The organism is Brevundimonas balnearis, from assembly GCF_042434805.1.
Taxonomy (GTDB): domain Bacteria; phylum Pseudomonadota; class Alphaproteobacteria; order Caulobacterales; family Caulobacteraceae; genus Brevundimonas; species Brevundimonas balnearis.
This window is the reverse complement of the sequence record NZ_JBHLSW010000007.1, coordinates 480,030-497,356: the sequence shown is the minus strand read 5'-3', so window position 1 is coordinate 497,356 and position 17,327 is coordinate 480,030. Positions and strand designations below refer to the sequence as shown.

Genomic DNA, 17,327 nt, shown 5'->3' with positions numbered 1-17,327 from the left:
GGTCGCCGTGGACATCGTCATCTATCACAACCCCGCTTGCGGGACGTCGCGCAACACGCTCGCGCTAATCCGTCACGCCGGCGTCGAGCCGCACGTCATCGAGTATCTGAAGACGCCGCCGTCGCGGACCATGGTGGCCGGGCTGGCGGCGCGTACCGGCCAACCGTTGCGGGCCTTGTTGCGGGAGAAGGGGACGCCCTACGCTGAACTCGGCCTGGACGACCCGGACCTGACCGACGACCAGCTTCTGGACGCCATCGAGGCGCATCCGATCCTGCTGAACCGGCCCCTCGTGGTGTCGCCGCGCGGGGTCCGGCTGTGCCGTCCCTCGGAGGCGGTGCTGGACCTGCTGCCGGACGAAGGTCTGAAGCCCTTCATCAAGGAGGACGGCGAGGTCGTTATCGACGAGACCGGCCGGAGGGTCCGCTGATGGTTGATACGCCCGTCCGCTACGACGCCGCCCCGCGGCGGCTGTCCTTCCTCGATCGCTGGCTGACGCTTTGGATTTTCGCGGCGATGGCGCTGGGCGTGCTGCTCGGGACGGCCGTACCGGGCCTGCCGGCCTGGCTCGACAGCCTGTCGGTGGGGACGACCAACATCCCGATCGCCATCGGCCTGATCCTGATGATGTACCCGCCGCTGGCCAAGGTGAAGTACGAAGAACTGCCTCGCGTCTTTGCCGACAAGCGGGTGCTCGCCCTGTCGCTGTTCCAGAACTGGGTGCTGGGGCCGGTGCTGATGTTCGCCTTGGCGGTGATCTTCCTGCGCGACCAGCCGGAGTACATGACTGGGGTGATCCTGATCGGCCTGGCGCGCTGTATCGCCATGGTGCTGGTCTGGAACCAGCTGGCGCGCGGCGACAACCAGTATGTCGCCGGGCTCGTGGCCTTCAATTCGGTCTTCCAGATCGTCTTCTTCAGCGCCTATGCGTGGTTCTTCCTGTCGTTCCTGCCGCCGCTGCTGGGATTGGAGGGCAGCGTCGTCGATGTCAGCTTCTGGACCGTCGCCGGCGCCGTCCTGATCTACCTCGGCCTGCCGTTTGTCGGCGGCTTTCTGACCCGCCGGACGCTGGTCGCGCGCAAGGGCGCGGACTGGTATAGCCGCCGCTTCCTGCCCCGCGTGGGGCCGATCACCCTGATCGCGCTGCTGTTCACCATCGTCGCCATGTTCAGCCTGAAAGGCGGGGATGTCGTCGCGTTGCCGCTTGACGCCCTGCGCATCGCCGCTCCGCTGACGATCTACTTCCTCGTGATGTTCGTGATCAGCTTCCTGATGGGCAGGCTGATCGAGGCCGACTATCCGCGCACCACCGCCCTGGCCTTCACCGCCGCTTCCAACAACTTCGAGCTGGCGATCGCCGTGGCCATCGCCGCCTTCGGCCTGGCCTCACCAGTCGCCTTCGCGGCGGTGATCGGCCCGCTGGTCGAGGTGCCGGTGTTGATCCTGCTGGTGTCGGTCGCGCTGTGGATGGGGCAGCGCTGGTTTTCGGCCACCGCGCCGAAGAAGGACGCCTGCTGATGACGCGCCTTCGCGAACTACCGGATGCCGATCGCCTGCCGGCGCTGGACCCCGCCTACCTCTCGCCCAGCCCGGCGCGAGGGCTGGGTCCGGACGACAAACCGCCCCGCATCCTGCTGCTCTACGGCTCACTGCGTCAGCGGTCCTACTCGCGCTTCTGCGTGGAGGAGGCGGCGCGGTTGCTGCGCTTCATGGGCTGCGAGACCCGTATCTTCGACCCCTCCGACCTCCCGTTGCCCGGTTCGCCGGGCGACGATGATCACCCGGCGGTCAAGGAGCTGCGTGAGCACGCCTTCTGGTCTGAGGGGATGGTTTGGTGCAGCCCCGAACGCCACGGGCAGGTGTCCGGCCTGATGAAACTGCAGATCGACCACCTGCCGCTCAGCATCGGCGGCTTGCGCCCGACCCAAGGCCGCACTCTGGCGGTCATGCAGGTGTCGGGCGGCTCGCAGAGCTTCAACGCGGTGAACACTCTACGCCTGTTGGGTCGCTGGATGCGCATGATCACCATCCCCAATCAGTCTAGCGTCGCGAAGGCTTTTCAGGAGTTTGACGAGGCGGGGCGGATGAGGCCGTCCAGCTATTACGACCGGATCGTGGACGTGATGGAGGAACTGGTTCGGTTCACCGTCCTGACCCGCCTGCACGCCGCCGGCCTGGTGGACCGTTACTCCGAACGCAAGGCCGCCGGCGTGACCGTCGATCCCGACGCCGGCCTTTCCGGCATCGCCGTTCGCCTCGGCTGAATGCCCATAATCGAGGCTGCTGGACGGACGCCAGCACCGACCGCGCCGCGCCCCCCGGCAGACCTTTGGGCGCCGCCGTCTGATCCGAGACACCTGCGGACAGCGTCTGAGGTGAATTGATCTGTCCTAGCGCTCCCGACGCCGCTCTGTGCGCCGGTTCCGATCGGCATCGCGGGTGCGAGGCTTCTCCCTCTCCGGCCGTACGCGAGCCCAGGCCCGTTCCATCAGGCGCGCCTGGGCGGCCGGGTCGGCGATGAGGGTGCGGACCACCACGGCCGCCATTTCGAGGCGGCGCTTGACGGTTTCGGGGGAGGGCTCTTTCCCGGGCTCTGTCGCGGTGCGCCGGCCGGCGGCGCGATCGGGGTCCTCGTTCGCCGCCTGACGGTCCCGTTCACTGGGTTTGTAGCCGACCACCTCCAGACCGAGGCTCCGCCCCTGGACCCAGACCTCGCGACGGAAGGCCTCGTCTCCCGACACCTTGATCTGCGACCAGTTCCGGTGCTGCGCGACCCGAAGCATGGACGCGACCGTGTCCGGATAGGCGTGGAGCGACGAGAGGGCGCGACCATGATCCCGGAACACGGGATCTGCGGTCTTGTGGTCGCGATAGTAGCGCTCGGGGCGACCCTGCCGGTCGCGCTCGATCAGATAGCGGTCCAGCAGCTGGGTGGGCACATCCCCCTTGTCGAGCGAACGCCACTCCTCAGAGGCGGCGGGCTGCGGCGCCAGCCGGTTAGCCGGAGCGGTTCTGGACGGCGAACGGGTCATGGTTGACGCTCAAGGCGTGGCGGAGACGCGGTCGGCGCGGCGACGACGCGGTCGAGCCAGGCCTGCACCTCGGCTTCGCCGGCGCCGGGCGGCGGCGGCCTCAGACCCTCCGCGGCGAAGCGGCGCACGATGCTGTCGAAGTTCATGTCGGTGTCCTCGATCGCCCGGGGGCCAGGCGCCGCGATGGGCGGCGAGATCGGCGTCGGGGCGCGGGCGGCTTCCGGCGCCGGACGGAGCCGGCCGGTGAAGCGCTTGTCCCGGTAGTAGACGAGCTTGCGTCCGCGGGTGGGCGACAATCCGGCCTTGAGGACAATCAGCGCCTTGTCCGAGAGCTGCATCAGCTCCTGGGGAAGCATCAGGGCGCGCTTCTGGTCGGAGTCGGTCAGGCTGCGCCGGCCCTGACCGAGGCCGGTCGGGCGGCTGCGGCTGCGCGCCCGATAGGTGTAGTAGCCGAGCCGCTCGCTAAGCTCCTGGGCCACCTTCAGCTCCTTGGGGGCGAAGACGATCTCCAGTCCGCAGTTGGTGAGAATGTCTTCGGTCAGGTCCGGGCCATACAGGGCCCGCAGCTGGGAGGGGCTCTGAATGACGGGCAGCAGGCGCAGGCCATAACCGGCCACCCAGGCGAAGGCGTGCGCCAGCACCGGAGCCCGACCGAGCCGGGCGAACTCGTCCAGCAGCACGAGGGTCGGCCGGTCGGCCGGCGCGGGAAGGGCGCGGCTGTTCAGGTCCACCAGCTGCTGGAACAGCAACCCATAGAGCGGGGCGACCCGATCCATATTCTCGGGCGAAGCAGCCAGATACAGCGACAGACGACCGCTCCGGATCGCTCGCAGATCGAAGTCGCTGCCGCTGGTGGCGGCGTCCACGAGGGGGTTGAGCCACAAACCCATTCGGGTGGTGATCGACTGACGGATCGAGGCGAAGGTGTTTTCACTGGAACTGCAGAAGTCGGTCAGCGCCGTCTCCACCCCCCTGGGCAGGGGATCGCCGTTCTTGCGGCGCTGCTCCAGCAGCTTGGGAAAACGGTCCCGCGGATCGCCCTCGGTCAGCTGGCGATAGATCTCGCCCAGGGTGAACGGCAACTCCGGCGTGGCGGCGACGTAGGCGCCCACGCCGATGAAGCCGGTGCGGGCCGCCTCCGACCAGAAGGGGTCCGCATGGCTATGGGCGGGGAACAGCATGCCCGCGATGCGCTGCAGCTCGTCCAGCACTGCGACCGGGCATGACCGGTCGATGTGGTCGAGCGGATTGAACCGCGCCGTGCGCCCGTCGGACCCCAGCGGGTCGAACAGATGGACGGTCTGGCCGGCCTCCGCGCGAAAACCGGCGGTGGCGCTGAAGTTCTCCCGCTTGATGTCCAGGACCACGACCGAGTGCGGCCAGGCCAGCAGATTGGGAATTACCACCCCGACGCCCTTGCCGGTCCGGGTCGGGGCGTAGAGCATCACATGCTCCGGCCCGTCGCTGATCAGGAGTTCGCCCGCCGCCTCGCCCAGCAGCAGCCCGCTCGTCGCGCGAAGGCCGTGCCTGCGCTGTTCGCCCGCCGTCGACCAACGGGCCGCGCCGTGAAGCGGGCGGCGCCCGCCCAGGGCCGCGGCCGTCGCAAGGATCAACAGAACGAGGCTCATCATGCCGGCGCCGATCGCCAGCCAGCGCCGGACGTCGGGATCATGACGGTAGTAGAGGAACCAGCCCGGCACGCGGGCCGGCTCGATGTCGGCGGAGAAAAGCCCCAGGCCGATCAGCGCGATGGTCAGGGCTCCGACCGCGAACAGGGCGGAGGCGGCGAGGACGGCGACCGCGACCAGACCGGCCCTAGTCGCCGGCGCGGCGCTTGCGAAGCGGGTCATGCCAGACCTCCGTCATCAGGAACCGGCCGTCCGTCTTCTTCATCTGCACCACCACATCGATCATCAGGTGCAGCAGGGTGCGGATGTCGTCGCGCGGCAGATCGCGGCCGCCCTCGGACTCGCGGACCAGCAGGGTCAGTTGCTCGAAGGCCAGGGCGGCGGAATCGGCGTGGACGGTGGTGATCGACCCGGGATGGCCGGAGTTGACGGTGCGCAGGAAGAAGAAGGCCGTTCCGTCGCGCAGTTCCTGCAGCAGAATCCGATCCGGCCGCATCCGCAGCGCGCTTTCCAGCAGCGCCTTCGGGCCGACCCTGGCCAGACCCTGGCCGTCCTTGGAGTAGACCAGGTGAACGACGTTGCGCTGGGGCAGGATCAGTTCGCGCGTGTCCTCGATGGTCAGCAGCCGCTCGTGATCGGGGATGAGCTCGACCAGCCCCTTGGCGAAGGTCGTCTTGCCGGACCCGGTCGCGCCCGAGATCAGGATGTTGCGACGGCTTTCGACCGCCAGCCGGAAGAAGCCGACCCAGTCTCCCGCTTCCCGCAGCTGGATCAGGGCGGCGTCGGTCTCGTCGATCTCCCCGCCGCGCACGGTCTCGGCCGCGTCGAACAGACCGGCGACGCGGAAGTCCTCGAGACTCATGCGCGTCGCGGACGGCTTCCGGATCGTCAGGGAGACGGCGCCGGCGGGGACGACCGGCGGCAGCACGATCTGGCAGCGCGCGTCGCCGGGGAGGACCGTCGAACAGATGGGCCGCTCGGCGTCGACATCCTGTCCCGTGCAGGCGGCGGCCGCCACCGCCAGGGTGCGCAGCCAGCTTTCCGTCAACTCGGGCACCTCATGCCAGCGCCAGCCGTCCGGGTGCTCAACCCCGACCTCCTTGGGCCGGTTGACCACCACCTCGGTGACCGACGCCGGCGCCAGGAAGGGCCGGAGCGGGGCGAGGTAATGGTCGATGACGGAGGTGTCGCGCATCATCGCGGCCGCAGGCGATAGACGTCCGCGAAGTCGAGGTCCTGCGCCACGAAGATCGACACCTCCGACCCATGGGCCTTGCGCAGGGTGGGGCGGATGCCGATCGAGCCCTGGAGGGCGACGGATGCGGCGTCTGACGGAACGCGGCCCGTGGTCTGAAGGGACTGGCCGCCGCCGGCCGCGGCGTAGGCGGCGTCGTCCACGACCGACAGCAGCAGGGCCGCGCCGAATCGGTCCCAGAACCGGGTGTCCACCGCGCCATCGAACCCGGCGCGGCCGAGCGCGTCCGCCGCGGGCGAGGCCAGGGCGACCGCGACGCCCGTGGGCGTGACCGCGCGGGTCCACAGCACGAACAGCCGACCCCGGCCAGGCTCCACCGCCCCGCGGTACTCGCCGAGCACGCGCGTTCCCCGTTCCAGCAGGACGACCGCGCCGTTCTCGGAATAGACATCCCGTGAAATCAGGCAGCTGACATAGCCTGGGGTGGCGCTGTCCATCGCCGTCTGCAGGACGCAGGGCAAGCTCGAGCCGGCGGTAATCAAGAGGTTGCGGTCCGGCAGGCGGCCCGCCCGCGCGGAGACGATCGGGCTCACCCGACGCAGTGCGTCGAGCTCATGACCCGCTTCGTCCGATCGGTCCGCGGCGACGACGGCGGCCCGATCCGGGGCGCGGCCGGGGCGGCTGTAGGCGAGCACGGGCGCGCGCTGGGCGCTTTCGGCGAGCGCGCGCCGCTGCTCCGCCGGCGTCGGCCCGGACGACGAACCGCCGGGCGGAGCCGGTTCGATCGCGGGCGCGGGGTCGCCCTCGTTCACGAGCGTCGGCGCGAAGGGGTCCGTGTCGGCGGTCTCGAGCAGGGGCGGCTCGGGTCGACGCGCCGGTTCGAACGGCGCCAGCTGGCGCGGCGGCGTGTCGTCCGCCTCCCGATCGCGGTTCCGGGTGTCGCCGCGGTCCCAAGTGGCGAACAGGAAGACGCCGCAACCCGCCGCGAGGGCGGCGAGCGTGATCATCCGCCCGTGCCGGCCCCCGAGCCGGCCCGCGACAGGGGAAACACCCCGATCTCGCACGGCCGTGGGCGTTTCCGGCGTCTCTGCGGGCGGGGGCGGGGTGTCGGCGCTCATGGATGGTCTCCGGTCACGGTCCGATCCACCGCCGGTGAGGCCGTCCCGGTGCCGGTGGCGCGCCCGCGTGGATCGAAGGCGTCGTTGAAGATGCAGAGGACCGACCCGCCATGGCGCAGGCGCAGGCCGGCGACCACGCCGTGGATCACCACGAATTCGCCGCGGACGTCATAGGGCACGAGCCGCTCGGATCCGTCGTGGGTGACTTCGAAGATGGCGGGGACCGGCTGGGCGCCGGGGAAGCGCAGCACCGTGAACCGGCCGTTATCGGTGACTTCGCTGGGCTGGAGCGCGGGATCGCCCTGGACGGAATAGGCGAGGTTGCGCCGTCCCTCGAGAGCGCCGGCCTGAAGCTCGAGACCGACGAGGCGTTCCTCCGCCGCCTCGGCCGACGCGGCGAGGGCGGCCGCCGCCCGGGCCTGTTCGTCGTCGGGATACCGGAAGCGGATCTGGTAGGCGGCCTCCCTGGCGGACCGGTCGTGAGCCCGCAGTTCGAAGACGTAATGGCGGGCGACGCCGCCCCTCTCCGTCACGACCAACAGATTGGTGGACTGGTGTCGCTCGCGCGGCTTCAGGAAGAGGACGGACCCCTCCGCGGCGACCTCCCAGGCCACGCTGTCGCCGATGGCGGCATGCCGGATCGTCTCGTCAGGCGAGAAGATGATCTGGGTCGCCGTGCGAAAGGCGCCGGAGACCTGATAGACTTCATGCGGGGCGTAGGTGAACTCCTGGATGCGGGCGCCCCCGTCCGATTGGGCCAGGGCCGGGCCGGCTGTCGCCAGGACGGCGGCGGCGAGAAGGAGCGTCGGGGTATTCATCGGATGACCTCCGGGTCGGCGCGATAGGACGTCACCTGGAAGCCGAGCGGGTTGCGGAGCCGGTCCGCCTCCGACATCGGGGCGCGGGTGTAGGCGAAGGCGATCGTGGCGATCCAGTCGCTCTCGGTGACCTGCTGGGCCTGGCGAACGGTCCGGCGGAACCGGACGTTGGCGACGCTGTCGTTGATGAAGCCGATCGCGCGGATCGACACCACGGCCTCGCCGTCTCGCCCGTAGAGGTTCTGGGGGCTGTCCGGATTGGAGCCGCGGTAGAGTTCGGCCCAGCGACGCTGTTCCGCCGGGGCGGACAGGATGGAGACCTGACGGAAGGCATCCTCGGCGGCCGGATCGAGGTAACCTTCGCGAGCCCGAACGTACTGGCCCAGGAAGTATTTGCTGACCGCCTCGTCGTAGCGAACCGGCCCGTCCTCCGCGGAGAGGCCGCGCACGACGTCCACCGATCCGGTCGTTCGGTCGACGCGGATGACGAACGGTTCGCTGGTCTTCAGCGGGGTCAGGAAGGTCACGGCTGTCGTCGCCGCGATCGCCAGGGCCGCCGCGACGCCGGCCACCGTCCAGGCCAGACCGCGCGACCGCAGGGCGCCGGCGAGACGATCCTGGTCCCACCGCCGCGCCTCTCTGAAATAGCGCTTCAGCTCGTCGGACGGGACGCCGGTCATGCGCAGCCCCCGGCGGAGGGTTCAGACGGGTTCGGCTGCGCCGCGGATGCAGGCGGAGCCGCCGGCGCAGAGGGAACGAGGATCGAGCCGTGGGGGTTGGCGGGACGGCGATCGCGCCCGTCGCACGTCGGCGGCGCATCCGCGCGGCCGGTGGCGCATCCGCCCAGCAGGGCGCTCAGGATCAACAGCAGGCGAAGGCTCATGTCAGGCTCCGTTCGGTCGGATGGTTCCACCGCCTCGGGGCGGCTGACGGCTGGCCTCCTGCGGCCCGCGGGCGCGACCGGACGAACTCGAGCCGAGCGCGGCGGCGTTGGCGAAGTCGGCGAGGCCCGCGCTTGCGCCGCCGGCGATCCCGGCGGCGATCGCCGGCGTCTGCAGGAAGAAGATCGCGCCCAGCAGGCACAGGGCGATGAAGATCAGACCGCCGATCATCGGGTCGGCGCCCTGGATCGAGCCCCACTGGTCGCGCACCAGCGACAGGACCAGCTGGAAGATGACGATGATCAGGGCGAACAGGACGAGGTAGTTCACCGCCTGGCTCAGCCAGCCGAAGAAATAGCGTCGCGTCGCGTCGAACAGGGCGCAGGCGATGAAGATCGGCCCAAGGGTGACGAGAAGCGCCAGCGCCAGCTTGGCGACCAGCACGACCCCGAAGCCGAGGGCGGCGGCCAGGGCTCCGATGATAAAGACACCGGCCGCGACGATGTAGGGAGCCGGGTTGAAGGCGGAGGCGTCCCGGGAAATATCCTCGCCCAGCCAGGCGGCGTAGGCGAAGAACTGGTCGAACGCGGCGCCCACGCTGTGCGTCTCCGAACCGCTGACGGCCCGGGTCAGGGCGTTCGGCAGGTCGGTGAACAGAGGTTCCGTGACGAAGGTGGAATAGGCGGTCGTCGTCGCCAGCGCATAGAGCAGGGCGAGCTTGATGGAGCGGACGGCGAAATCCCTTACCGGCTCGGTGATGGCGCCGCGCAGGATGGCGAAGCCGTACAGGACCACATAGAGGAGCAGGGCGACGCGCAACGGCCCGTCCACCTGGGCGATCACCGACGACAGCCGGTCGCCGAGGAACACATTGAGGCTCTCGTCGATGAAGTCGTAGCTCGGCTCGAAGACGCGGAACGACATGGTCAGGGCTCGCCGAACGTCCGGGCGTAAGCGTCCATCCGGTCGCGCCGGCGGGCTTCCGCCAGGCCTTCCCGCGAGGCTGCGCAGTCGGGGTGACGAGCCCCGGCGTCGCAGTCGGCGACGGCGCGGATAGCCGCGTCAGGGTCGTCGGCGAAGGCCTTGGCGTCGGGGGGCGGCGGCGAGCAGGCCGCGAGAGCGATGATGCCCAGGAGAAGCCCGCGCCTCACTGGAACACGCGCTCGTAGGTCGCCTGCCGCGCTGCCCGGGCGGCCTCGGCGCGCTCGCGGCTTCTCTGCTCCTCCAGCCTGGCCTCGGCCGCCTGGGTGACGGCGAGTCCCTGGAGGCGGAGTTGCTCGTTCTGGATGAGCGCCTGTTCGGCCGCCAGCCGGGCCTCGAGATCCATCACGGCCCGCGCGCTCGGCGCGGTGTCCAGGGCGCGGCGCAGCGTCTCCAGCCCTTCAAGTCGACGGTCCGAGGCTTGGCCCACGGCCTCGCCGATCGCCAGATCCCGGGCCGTTCGGGCTCCGGCCCGCTCCAGGCTGTCGCGATAGTAGGCGTCAGCCTCGGACAATTCGCCCGCGGGCGGGGTGAACAGGCGCGTCTCGCGCCGGATCGCGCCGGCCCGCTCGGCCAGGGCGCCAAGGGCCGACAGATCGCCTTCGGCGGCGGCGCGCAGGGACCGGCTGTCGGGCAGGGGATTGCGAACCTCGGGCAGGCCGAGCGCCTGAGCCAGTCCATTGACGTCGGAGATTTCGTTGAGGCTCTCGAAGAGCGCCCGCTGCTCCGCGATCTGCGCCTGCAGGGCCTGGAGCTGCTGCAGGCTGGTGCGGGCGTCCTCGATCATCTGCCCGAGGGCGCGCGGGTCGTGGACGAGCTGCTGGGCCTGGGCGGTGGGGCCGGCGAGCAGCAAAGCGCCGGCCAGGGCGGCCGACGCCAGATGGCGAAGGGTCATGACGTTCTCCTTTGGGCATCGAAGGGGGCGCGCCAGAGCGCGTAATCGTCGCCGACCTCGGCGCGGATGCGGTCCAGCAAGCCGACGGTCCCGGCGCGACCGGACAGGATCGCCAGGGCGTCGTCCATGCCGTCGAGGTTCAGTTCGACGACGACGCTGTCGTGGCCCTGCTTGACGAGGAAGCGGTGGGACTCCGGCGTAAGCTCCTCGCGCACGAGCCGGAATTCCTCCTGCGTCAGCCCGAAGCCGTCAACATAGTCGCGCGCCTGGCCGTGGGCGTTCGGCAGGAAAATCTGGGTCGCGCACTGCTCGAGGATGGCGTGGGCGATCGGCGAGCGAAGGACATCGGCCGGCGACTGGGTGCCGAACACCATGAAGGCGTTCTGCTTGCGCCAGGTCTTCAGCCCGTCCTGGGCGAGATCGGTGAAGGCGGCGTCGCCCAGCACCTTCCAGAACTCGTCGATATCCAGGACCAGCCGACGGCCATCGACCCGCTCCGTGATGCGGTGGAACAGGTAGAGCATGGCCGGGGTCCGGACCTCGTCGTGATCCAGGACGTGAGTCATGTCGAAACCGGCGAAGCGCGCCTCGAGGCTGAGCGCGTCCTCGTCGTTGTCGAGCACCCAGCCGAGAGGGCCGCCCTTCTGCCAGCGTTCCAGCCGTGCGCCGATCCCGCCGGCGTCCGCCTGACCCAGAAGGCTTCGCAGGGCCGCGATGGAGCGCCGCTCGCGCGGCAAGGCCTCGAGCGCCGAGACGCCTTCGTCGATGACCCGGGCCTGCGCCACCGACAGGGTCTCGTCGGGGCGGGCCACCAGCGCCCGGATCAACCGGACGAGGAAGGCTCGGTTGCCCGGAGACGGCGGGAGCGCCTTGAAGGGGGCGAAGCCCGTCGGCTCGCCGTTGCGAAGCGCGAGATAGGTCCCGCCGCTGGCCCTTACGAAGATTTCCGCGCCACGATCCTTGTCGATGAAGATCTGCTGGGCGCCGAACCGCTCCAGCTGCGCCAGCATGAAGTTCTGGACAACCGTCTTGCCGGAGCCGGACGGGCCGCAAATGAAGGTGTGGCCCACGTCGCCGACGTGGAAGTTGAAGTGGAAGGGCGAACCGGCCGTCGTCCGCAAAAGGGCGACCGCCGGACCCCAGTGGTTGCCGTCCGCCTTGCCGACGGGGTGGGCGTGCAGGGGCGCCAGCGCCGCGAAGTTGCGCGAGGAGATCGCCGCCGGTCGGGTGCGGCGGGAGAAGACCCCCGGAAACTGCGACCAGAACGCCCCCTCCAGCCCCAGATCTTCGCGCGCCACCACCAAGCCGGAATCAGCGAGGATGGCGCGCGCCTTCGACAGATGGTCCGCCAGGGCGGCGGGGGTGTCGCCATGGACCAGGACCGACGCCTGATGTTCGCCCATCACGAACCGGTTGCTGACCAGATCGTCCAGGGCGTCGGACAGGCCGGCGATCTGGGAGCCGGCCTTGTCGCGGGCCGACACCATCTGGTTCTGCTTGCGCTCCATCACCGCACGCGCCGCCGCCTTCGACAGGAAGGCGAAGGACTGCGACATGACGAAGCCGAAGCGGGCGTTGAGCAGCGCGTCCCAAAGGCCCGGGCGGGTCGTCGCCGGGTACTCCTTGATGGCGAGGATTCCGCCGAAACGCTCGCCGGCCGCGCCCCGCAGCTCCACGGTTTCGCGGCCGAAGATCGCCCTGATCGTATAGGCGGCCGCGCCGAGGTGGCCGAAGACGAGCGGCGCGGGCGAACGTCGTCCCGTCAGGATCAGCCCCACGACCTCTAGGGGCTCCGAGAACCAGAGACCGCCGCGCTCGTGCAGCCCCAGGCGGCGCGGGGCGTAGCGATCCAGATACTGGGCCAGATCACGACCGGCCTCCTCGAGCCGGCGGACCTGCGCGGCCATCGCCTCGCCGTCGTCGCGACGCGCCTGCCGCAGGCGTCGCATCATGGCGGCGGCGCGGTCGGCGCCGTCGCGGCCGGGATGCAGCACGAGAGTGACGAACAGCTCGTTGATCCAGAGCCGCCGGCGCGACATCTGAGTGTCGTAGTCGGCGGCCAGGCCGGCCGCGAACGCCGACCGATGGCCTCGGGAAGGCTCCGGGTGAACCTCCCGCCGGACGATATGATGCCAGACCGCCAGCCTCTCGTCGGCCAGGTTTCGCCAGGCCTGGTTCAGCTTGAGATGCCAGTCGTTGAGGTCGCGCGCGTCGGCCGTCTCGAAACTCGCGCCCGCGACCTGGAAGACCATCATGAGCGCGCCGCTGTCGAGGGCGACGACGTGGTCGTTCACATGGCGCGCATAGGGGAGCTGGGACCGGACTTCGGTCTCGCGGCGCAGACGCGACCGGGCGGCGACACCGTCAGCCACGGCGCAGCTCCCGGACGACGTAACGGCGCACGACGGGCAGGGGCGACACGGAGCTGCCGCCCCACAGCGCGCCGTTGCGGCAGCGGCCCTTGGTGTCGACGTAGACGAAGAGGAGGCGGAAGGCGTTATGATCGGCGCGGCAGATTGCCCGGAACACCAGATGAAGAGCCGGTGCGACGAGCAGGTAAAGCAGGCTCCCGCCGATGAGGAACACCACGCCCGAGAGGATGACGTTGACCCCCATCGCCTCCATCGGCACCCCCATCACCATGGCGGGACGGGTGCAGGCGAGGAAGAGGGGATCCTCCGTCAGGCGTTCCTCAGCCATGGGCGCCGCCCTCCGCGAGCCAGACGCCGGCGCAGATGAGAGCGACCCCGCCCGATGCGCCGCCCACGATCTGGGCGAACCGCTTCGGTGAGATCAGACCAAGGCCCTGGGCGAGACAGAGCGCCAGCAAGGCGGCGATCGCGCCGATCAGGAGGGTCGCCGCCGGGGAGGGCATCACGAGCCCCCGGTGATCAGGTTGACGATCTCGGCCGCACCGAAGACCACGACGATCCCGAGCACGACGATGGCCGCCCGACGAAGGTCGAAAAGCCCGAACATCCACAGAATGCCGACCACCACCACCGCGAGCACCGCAAGGAGCCGGGCGGTGTTGCCCGTGAGCATGTCGACCACATTCTGCAGCAGCCCTTCGACGTTGGCGGACGCCAGGGCGGGCTGGGCGGTCAGCGCAGTCGCGGCGAGCGCGATGCACAGGAGCGCGCCCAGATGACGGGCAGGGCGACGAAGGTGCGCAGCTGAAGTCATCGGGATCACCGTGGGGCAGGGATTGAGATGACGAACAGGTCGGCCCGGGCGCGGCCGAAGATGTCCCAGGGCGGCAGCGGCTCGGCTTCAAGCGAAAGCGAGGTCGGCGGCGCGCGCGTGTCCGTGGCGGCGGCTGCGGCCGCTGGACGGGCCAGCCCGAGCGCTATCGCGGCATCCTCGACCCGACCGACGTATCCGTTCCGGAAGCCTCGTTCCGCATCCCCGGTATTGTACCGGGAGAGCGCGATGCGCAGGGCGGCTTGCTGGTCCGAAGCGGCGCTGCTGGTAGGCCGATATCCCGTGCGCAGGACGGTCGCGGCCGCCGCGAGGTTGCGACAGGGGTCGAACGCATCTTCCACCGTCAGGCCAAGCCAGGACAGGTTGCTGCTGTTGATCTGCCCCAGACCGAGGTCGATGTTGGCCCCCCGGGCCAGCAGACCCCTCGCCAATCGCGCGGCCTCGGCGGCGTCGCGGGCGCGGGGCGGACGACGTCCGCCGCGGTTGACGCCGATCGCCAAGGGATCGAAGCGACTCTCGACGTGGGAGATGGCCGCCAACGTCTCGGGAGCGACCGAGGGCGCACAGGCCTGGGACAGGGCGAGAACGGCGACGAGATCGAGCATGCAGGGCTCCTGGCTTGAGGCCGTCACCTCATCCGATCCGTCGCCCGCGAACGACCCGCGACCTTCCCGCCGGAAATTTACGGACGGAAACTGCGGGCCTCGCCGCGGCGCTCGCCTTGGGCCAGCCGGGCAACCGCCTGAATGCGAGTCCGAACACCCAGCGCCTCGCACGCCGAGGTCAGATGCTCGTCAACTGTTCGGGGTGAGACGCCGAGTCGTTCGGCGATCGCCGCCGAGGTCAGGCCTTCGGCGGCGAGTTCGAGACACGCCTGCTGGCGCGGAGTCAGGTCGGTCAGGACGGCGTTTGATGAGGATGGGGAGGGATCAAGGCGCACCCCGCCATTGGCCGCCGACACGGCCGCCGCGTCGATCCCGGAAGGTTGCGGACGGGAATTCGCGGTCGGTCAGGCGTCGCCGGAGCCGTCGTCGCGCGCGGGCGTCACCAATCGGCCTTTCCGCTCCTCGAGCCAGGCTTCGGCTTCAGCGTCCTTGCGGACGGACTGGTCGGCCAGATCCTTCAGCGTCTTGGTGAAGGCGTTGATGATCGTCCGGGCGTCGAGGTCGGCGATCGCGTCTCCCGCTTCTTCGTCGAACTCCTGGAGGACGACCGCGATGATGGTCGCCAGCTTGTTGTCCGCGCACCGCAAGGCGAAGGCCGGAGAGCCGATCGCCAGCGCGGCGAGGATGGCGTGCGCGTCGCTGTTGGTGACCTCGGCGAAGCGGTGGATCCGCTCCAGGTTGATGCGGCCGGCGCCGGACTCGAAGTGCTCGTAGGACCTCAGGGCCATGTTCATGCCGACGGCCACATCAATGGTCCGCATTCGCCTGTGAGACCGGATGAGACGAAGGCTGGCGGAGAGCACCGCGTTGGGTGACGGGGATTGCCGACTGTCCATGCTTCGGTCCACCACCCCGTCTCTGGCTTCAGGAAGGGCTCCCTTCACCCCTGCAGGTTGAAAAATGCCTCAGCCTCGCATCAAATGAAAGCCTAACAGGATCAATAGCATAAAAGCTGCGGTAATGGCGCAATGTTCTTGCGGGTTTGAGTATAGGCGCCGTCGTCTTGCGTGCACGCCCCGAAACCCGAACGTCGGCGATTTACGGGCTGAGACCGCTTCTCCCGGCGAGGGCCCATGAGACAGCGCGACCCTTTCGGTTCAGCGGTGACCAGCCTCCGCGCGGCTCTCGAATACGGGCTCGCGCCCGGACAACATCTTTCGGTCGCCGATATCGCCGCGTCGCTGAAGCTCAGCACCAGTCCGGTTCGGGAAGCGCTGTCCCGGCTCTGCGGGGAGGGGCTCGTCGAAGATCGACGGGGTCTCGGATACTTCAGCCGGGCCGCGCCCGTGGAGGACATTGTCGGTCTGCTGGATCTCGAGGCGGCCCACGTCCGGCTCGCGGCGACCTGCTCAACCGCCGCCCCGGCCCTGTCCGGGGGATCCGACGCAGTCGTGGAGGCCTGGATCGCCGGCTTGCTGGAGCATTGCGAGAATCAGCCGCTGGTCGAGAGCCTGTTGCGGGTTCGCAGTCGCCTCGCGCCATTGCGCCGGCTGAACGGGCCGATTTCACCTTCGGACGATCCGGAGCCGGACTATCTCGAAGCCTATTACGCGCGGTGGCGCGCCGCCGCCGCCGGGCTTGCGGCGCGGGTCAGGCGGCTGGATCCCGACGGCTCGGAATACACCCGCAATATCGTTTGAATCGATTTGGGGAAGGGCGCTGATGGTCCGTCGTCGACCTTTTGTCGACCTTCAGAAAGAGGAGACGACCATGACCGCCAAGACCACCTCGCGCCTCGTTCGCCTGGGCGCCGCTCGCACCCTCACGCGCGCCAACTCGCGCGGGGAATTCGACGAGCTGAACCCCGTGCTGAAGTACACGATTCCGCCGACCGAGTAAGCGGACGGGCCGCTTCGGCGGCCCGGACGTCCGGGCTGGGCCTCGTCCCGGACCCCGCGATCAGAGGCGTTCTTCGTGACAAGGAGATGGGTCGATGAAGATCCAGACTGATGCACCGATCCTGCGACTCGGGTCCGCTCGCCGGCTGACCCGGGCCATCGCGATGGGGCCGTTCACCGAACTGAACCCGGCCCGGCACTGGACGATGCCGCCCGAATGATCCGGACGGGGTCGCCTTCGGGCGGCCCCCGACGGCTCTTCGGCCGATCCACGGAGATGACCGATGCCGATCAACAGAGTGTCTCGACCGTTGCGGTTCGGCGCCGTGCGAACGCTGACGCGAGGCGGGGGCGGAATCCTGCATGAGCGCGATTCGACGCGGCGCCTCGAACAGCCGGCGGCGTGAGATGTCCCGGGCCGACGCAACTTTCGAAGCGGCACAGCCTGACCAGGCGTCGCTGGCCGAGGGAATTCATGCCGTTCGCATCGGCGACGATCTGATCCTCCTCGACCTGACCGCTGACGACTATCTCTGCCTGCCGGAATGCGGCGAGGTCGATGTCGTGGGACGAACCGTGTCGGGACCGATGGACGCGCTGCTCCGGCTCGCCGCGGAAGAGCTGCTGCATCCCACGAAGACCGACGAGGCCCGCGGCGAGGCGCCGGCCCTGCCGTCGGCCCGTCTCCCACCGCCGCCGCACATCCGGCCCACCCTTCGCGACATCCTCACCTTCGCGGCGATCTGGGTCAGGTGCGTGCGACGGCGACCGACCCTGCTTCATCTCAAGCAGCGCCATCATCGCCGGCGCGGGCGTCGGGATCCGGCTGCCCTGGCCGCCAGGGTGGAAGTGTTCCGACAACTCCTTCCCTTCGCGCCCGCGACCGGAGCCTGCCTCCTTCAGGCGGAGATGCTGCTCCGGTTCCTCAACGCCGACGATCTCGACGCCGATTGGGTCTTCGGCGTGCGGACGTTTCCATTCCTCGCCCACTGCTGGCTGCAGTGCGGCGACCAGTGTGTCAGCGAGGCGCCCGAGACCCTGAACGTCTATCGCCCGATCATGGTGATCTGAC

23 protein-coding genes are annotated in these 17,327 nt (G+C 69.5%); 7 read left to right on the top strand and 16 right to left on the bottom strand.

Translation table 11 applies throughout. The annotated features are described in order from the left end of the window. Positions 1–7: 7 nt before the first annotated feature. The 3 genes from arsC to arsH are packed head-to-tail and all read left to right on the top strand — an operon-like array spanning position 8 to position 2,264. Positions 8–430: an arsenate reductase (glutaredoxin) gene (arsC, locus tag ACFFGE_RS12315; protein WP_376836691.1), complete on the top strand. Its 423-nt coding sequence runs from the start codon at positions 8–10 to the stop codon at positions 428–430. Beyond that, positions 430–1,518: an ACR3 family arsenite efflux transporter gene (gene arsB / locus ACFFGE_RS12310; protein WP_376836690.1), complete on the top strand. Its 1,089-nt coding sequence runs from the start codon at positions 430–432 to the stop codon at positions 1,516–1,518. The genes arsC and arsB overlap by 1 nt, the downstream gene beginning before the upstream one ends. After that, entirely contained in the window at positions 1,518–2,264 is a 747-nt protein-coding gene (gene arsH, locus ACFFGE_RS12305) for an arsenical resistance protein ArsH (protein WP_376836689.1), read from the top strand. The genes arsB and arsH overlap by 1 nt, the downstream gene beginning before the upstream one ends. 126 nt (positions 2,265–2,390) lie before the next feature. Here the strand turns inward: arsH and ACFFGE_RS12300 are convergent, their stop codons facing one another. From ACFFGE_RS12300 to ACFFGE_RS12225, 16 genes are all read right to left on the bottom strand, one after another. Then, the gene (locus ACFFGE_RS12300; RefSeq protein ID WP_376836688.1) at positions 2,391–3,032 is read right to left on the bottom strand and encodes an LPD7 domain-containing protein; all 642 of its coding nucleotides are present in this window, start codon (positions 3,030–3,032) and stop codon (positions 2,391–2,393) included. After that, on the bottom strand, positions 3,029–4,882 hold the full coding sequence (locus ACFFGE_RS12295) for a type IV secretory system conjugative DNA transfer family protein (RefSeq protein ID WP_376836685.1): 1,854 nt from the start codon (positions 4,880–4,882) through the stop codon (positions 3,029–3,031). The genes ACFFGE_RS12300 and ACFFGE_RS12295 overlap by 4 nt, the downstream gene beginning before the upstream one ends. Continuing rightward, positions 4,848–5,855, bottom strand: a complete 1,008-nt coding sequence (virB11, locus tag ACFFGE_RS12290; RefSeq protein WP_376836684.1) for a P-type DNA transfer ATPase VirB11 — start codon at positions 5,853–5,855, stop codon at positions 4,848–4,850. The genes ACFFGE_RS12295 and virB11 overlap by 35 nt, the downstream gene beginning before the upstream one ends. Continuing rightward, positions 5,855–6,973 carry a type IV secretion system protein VirB10 gene (gene virB10, locus ACFFGE_RS12285; protein ID WP_376836682.1) on the bottom strand — a complete coding sequence of 373 codons (1,119 nt, stop codon included), beginning with the start codon at positions 6,971–6,973 and terminating at the stop codon, positions 5,855–5,857. Before virB10 ends, virB11 begins: the two co-directional genes overlap by 1 nt. Continuing rightward, complete coding sequence (locus ACFFGE_RS12280; RefSeq protein ID WP_376836681.1) at positions 6,970–7,791, bottom strand: TrbG/VirB9 family P-type conjugative transfer protein; 822 nt, start codon at positions 7,789–7,791, stop codon at positions 6,970–6,972. The genes virB10 and ACFFGE_RS12280 overlap by 4 nt, the downstream gene beginning before the upstream one ends. Continuing rightward, a complete protein-coding gene (locus tag ACFFGE_RS12275; protein WP_376836680.1) occupies positions 7,788–8,471 on the bottom strand; it encodes a VirB8 family type IV secretion system protein in 684 nt (227 codons plus the stop codon). Before ACFFGE_RS12275 ends, ACFFGE_RS12280 begins: the two co-directional genes overlap by 4 nt. 204 nt (positions 8,472–8,675) lie before the next feature. Beyond that, positions 8,676–9,596: a TrbL/VirB6 family protein gene (locus tag ACFFGE_RS12270; RefSeq protein WP_376836679.1), complete on the bottom strand. Its 921-nt coding sequence runs from the start codon at positions 9,594–9,596 to the stop codon at positions 8,676–8,678. Between the two features lie 2 nt (positions 9,597–9,598). Beyond that, the gene (locus ACFFGE_RS12265; RefSeq protein ID WP_376836678.1) at positions 9,599–9,823 is read right to left on the bottom strand and encodes a hypothetical protein; all 225 of its coding nucleotides are present in this window, start codon (positions 9,821–9,823) and stop codon (positions 9,599–9,601) included. Then, positions 9,820–10,548, bottom strand: a complete 729-nt coding sequence (locus ACFFGE_RS12260; protein ID WP_376836677.1) for a type IV secretion system protein — start codon at positions 10,546–10,548, stop codon at positions 9,820–9,822. The genes ACFFGE_RS12265 and ACFFGE_RS12260 overlap by 4 nt, the downstream gene beginning before the upstream one ends. Next, positions 10,545–12,920, bottom strand: coding sequence for a VirB4 family type IV secretion/conjugal transfer ATPase (locus ACFFGE_RS12255; RefSeq protein ID WP_376836676.1), 2,376 nt, complete (start codon positions 12,918–12,920; stop codon positions 10,545–10,547). The genes ACFFGE_RS12260 and ACFFGE_RS12255 overlap by 4 nt, the downstream gene beginning before the upstream one ends. After that, positions 12,913–13,248 carry a VirB3 family type IV secretion system protein gene (locus ACFFGE_RS12250; RefSeq protein ID WP_376836675.1) on the bottom strand — a complete coding sequence of 112 codons (336 nt, stop codon included), beginning with the start codon at positions 13,246–13,248 and terminating at the stop codon, positions 12,913–12,915. The genes ACFFGE_RS12255 and ACFFGE_RS12250 overlap by 8 nt, the downstream gene beginning before the upstream one ends. Next, the gene (locus tag ACFFGE_RS12245) at positions 13,241–13,423 is read right to left on the bottom strand and encodes a hypothetical protein (RefSeq protein ID WP_376836674.1); all 183 of its coding nucleotides are present in this window, start codon (positions 13,421–13,423) and stop codon (positions 13,241–13,243) included. The genes ACFFGE_RS12250 and ACFFGE_RS12245 overlap by 8 nt, the downstream gene beginning before the upstream one ends. Beyond that, complete coding sequence (locus ACFFGE_RS12240) at positions 13,423–13,734, bottom strand: TrbC/VirB2 family protein (protein WP_292259809.1); 312 nt, start codon at positions 13,732–13,734, stop codon at positions 13,423–13,425. The genes ACFFGE_RS12245 and ACFFGE_RS12240 overlap by 1 nt, the downstream gene beginning before the upstream one ends. A 5-nt stretch (positions 13,735–13,739) precedes the next feature. Then, positions 13,740–14,357, bottom strand: coding sequence for a lytic transglycosylase domain-containing protein (locus tag ACFFGE_RS12235; protein ID WP_376836673.1), 618 nt, complete (start codon positions 14,355–14,357; stop codon positions 13,740–13,742). A 77-nt stretch (positions 14,358–14,434) separates the two neighbouring features. After that, positions 14,435–14,713 (bottom strand): helix-turn-helix domain-containing protein, encoded by a 279-nt coding sequence (locus ACFFGE_RS12230; RefSeq protein WP_376836672.1) that lies wholly within the window; start codon positions 14,711–14,713, stop codon positions 14,435–14,437. A 48-nt stretch (positions 14,714–14,761) separates the two neighbouring features. Next, a complete protein-coding gene (locus ACFFGE_RS12225) occupies positions 14,762–15,178 on the bottom strand; it encodes an XRE family transcriptional regulator (protein ID WP_376836670.1) in 417 nt (138 codons plus the stop codon). A 312-nt stretch (positions 15,179–15,490) separates the two neighbouring features. On the opposite strand from ACFFGE_RS12225, the gene ACFFGE_RS12220 reads away from it, so the two are divergent. From ACFFGE_RS12220 to ACFFGE_RS12205, 4 genes are all read left to right on the top strand, one after another. Continuing rightward, the gene (locus ACFFGE_RS12220) at positions 15,491–16,057 is read left to right on the top strand and encodes a GntR family transcriptional regulator (RefSeq protein WP_376836669.1); all 567 of its coding nucleotides are present in this window, start codon (positions 15,491–15,493) and stop codon (positions 16,055–16,057) included. A gap of 70 nt (positions 16,058–16,127) precedes the next feature. Beyond that, positions 16,128–16,256: a hypothetical protein gene (locus ACFFGE_RS12215; RefSeq protein WP_376836668.1), complete on the top strand. Its 129-nt coding sequence runs from the start codon at positions 16,128–16,130 to the stop codon at positions 16,254–16,256. 94 nt (positions 16,257–16,350) lie between these two features. Beyond that, complete coding sequence (locus tag ACFFGE_RS12210) at positions 16,351–16,476, top strand: hypothetical protein (protein ID WP_376836667.1); 126 nt, start codon at positions 16,351–16,353, stop codon at positions 16,474–16,476. A 142-nt stretch (positions 16,477–16,618) separates the two neighbouring features. Then, the gene (locus ACFFGE_RS12205; RefSeq protein WP_376836666.1) at positions 16,619–17,326 is read left to right on the top strand and encodes a lasso peptide biosynthesis B2 protein; all 708 of its coding nucleotides are present in this window, start codon (positions 16,619–16,621) and stop codon (positions 17,324–17,326) included. Position 17,327 lies beyond the last annotated feature (1 nt).

Coding starts and splice junctions, on each gene's coding strand:
- arsB (WP_376836690.1), top strand. CDS start 430: ATGGTTGATACGCCCGTCCGCTACGACGCCGCCCCGCGGCGGCTGTCC.
- arsH (WP_376836689.1), top strand. CDS start 1,518: ATGACGCGCCTTCGCGAACTACCGGATGCCGATCGCCTGCCGGCGCTG.
- ACFFGE_RS12300 (WP_376836688.1), bottom strand. CDS start 3,032: ATGACCCGTTCGCCGTCCAGAACCGCTCCGGCTAACCGGCTGGCGCCG.
- ACFFGE_RS12295 (WP_376836685.1), bottom strand. CDS start 4,882: ATGACCCGCTTCGCAAGCGCCGCGCCGGCGACTAGGGCCGGTCTGGTC.
- virB11 (WP_376836684.1), bottom strand. CDS start 5,855: ATGCGCGACACCTCCGTCATCGACCATTACCTCGCCCCGCTCCGGCCC.
- virB10 (WP_376836682.1), bottom strand. CDS start 6,973: ATGAGCGCCGACACCCCGCCCCCGCCCGCAGAGACGCCGGAAACGCCC.
- ACFFGE_RS12280 (WP_376836681.1), bottom strand. CDS start 7,791: ATGAATACCCCGACGCTCCTTCTCGCCGCCGCCGTCCTGGCGACAGCC.
- ACFFGE_RS12275 (WP_376836680.1), bottom strand. CDS start 8,471: ATGACCGGCGTCCCGTCCGACGAGCTGAAGCGCTATTTCAGAGAGGCG.
- ACFFGE_RS12270 (WP_376836679.1), bottom strand. CDS start 9,596: ATGTCGTTCCGCGTCTTCGAGCCGAGCTACGACTTCATCGACGAGAGC.
- ACFFGE_RS12260 (WP_376836677.1), bottom strand. CDS start 10,548: ATGACCCTTCGCCATCTGGCGTCGGCCGCCCTGGCCGGCGCTTTGCTG.
- ACFFGE_RS12250 (WP_376836675.1), bottom strand. CDS start 13,248: ATGGCTGAGGAACGCCTGACGGAGGATCCCCTCTTCCTCGCCTGCACC.
- ACFFGE_RS12245 (WP_376836674.1), bottom strand. CDS start 13,423: ATGCCCTCCCCGGCGGCGACCCTCCTGATCGGCGCGATCGCCGCCTTG.
- ACFFGE_RS12240 (WP_292259809.1), bottom strand. CDS start 13,734: ATGACTTCAGCTGCGCACCTTCGTCGCCCTGCCCGTCATCTGGGCGCG.
- ACFFGE_RS12235 (WP_376836673.1), bottom strand. CDS start 14,357: ATGCTCGATCTCGTCGCCGTTCTCGCCCTGTCCCAGGCCTGTGCGCCC.
- ACFFGE_RS12225 (WP_376836670.1), bottom strand. CDS start 15,178: ATGCGGACCATTGATGTGGCCGTCGGCATGAACATGGCCCTGAGGTCC.
- ACFFGE_RS12220 (WP_376836669.1), top strand. CDS start 15,491: ATGAGACAGCGCGACCCTTTCGGTTCAGCGGTGACCAGCCTCCGCGCG.
- ACFFGE_RS12215 (WP_376836668.1), top strand. CDS start 16,128: ATGACCGCCAAGACCACCTCGCGCCTCGTTCGCCTGGGCGCCGCTCGC.
- ACFFGE_RS12210 (WP_376836667.1), top strand. CDS start 16,351: ATGAAGATCCAGACTGATGCACCGATCCTGCGACTCGGGTCCGCTCGC.
- ACFFGE_RS12205 (WP_376836666.1), top strand. CDS start 16,619: ATGAGCGCGATTCGACGCGGCGCCTCGAACAGCCGGCGGCGTGAGATG.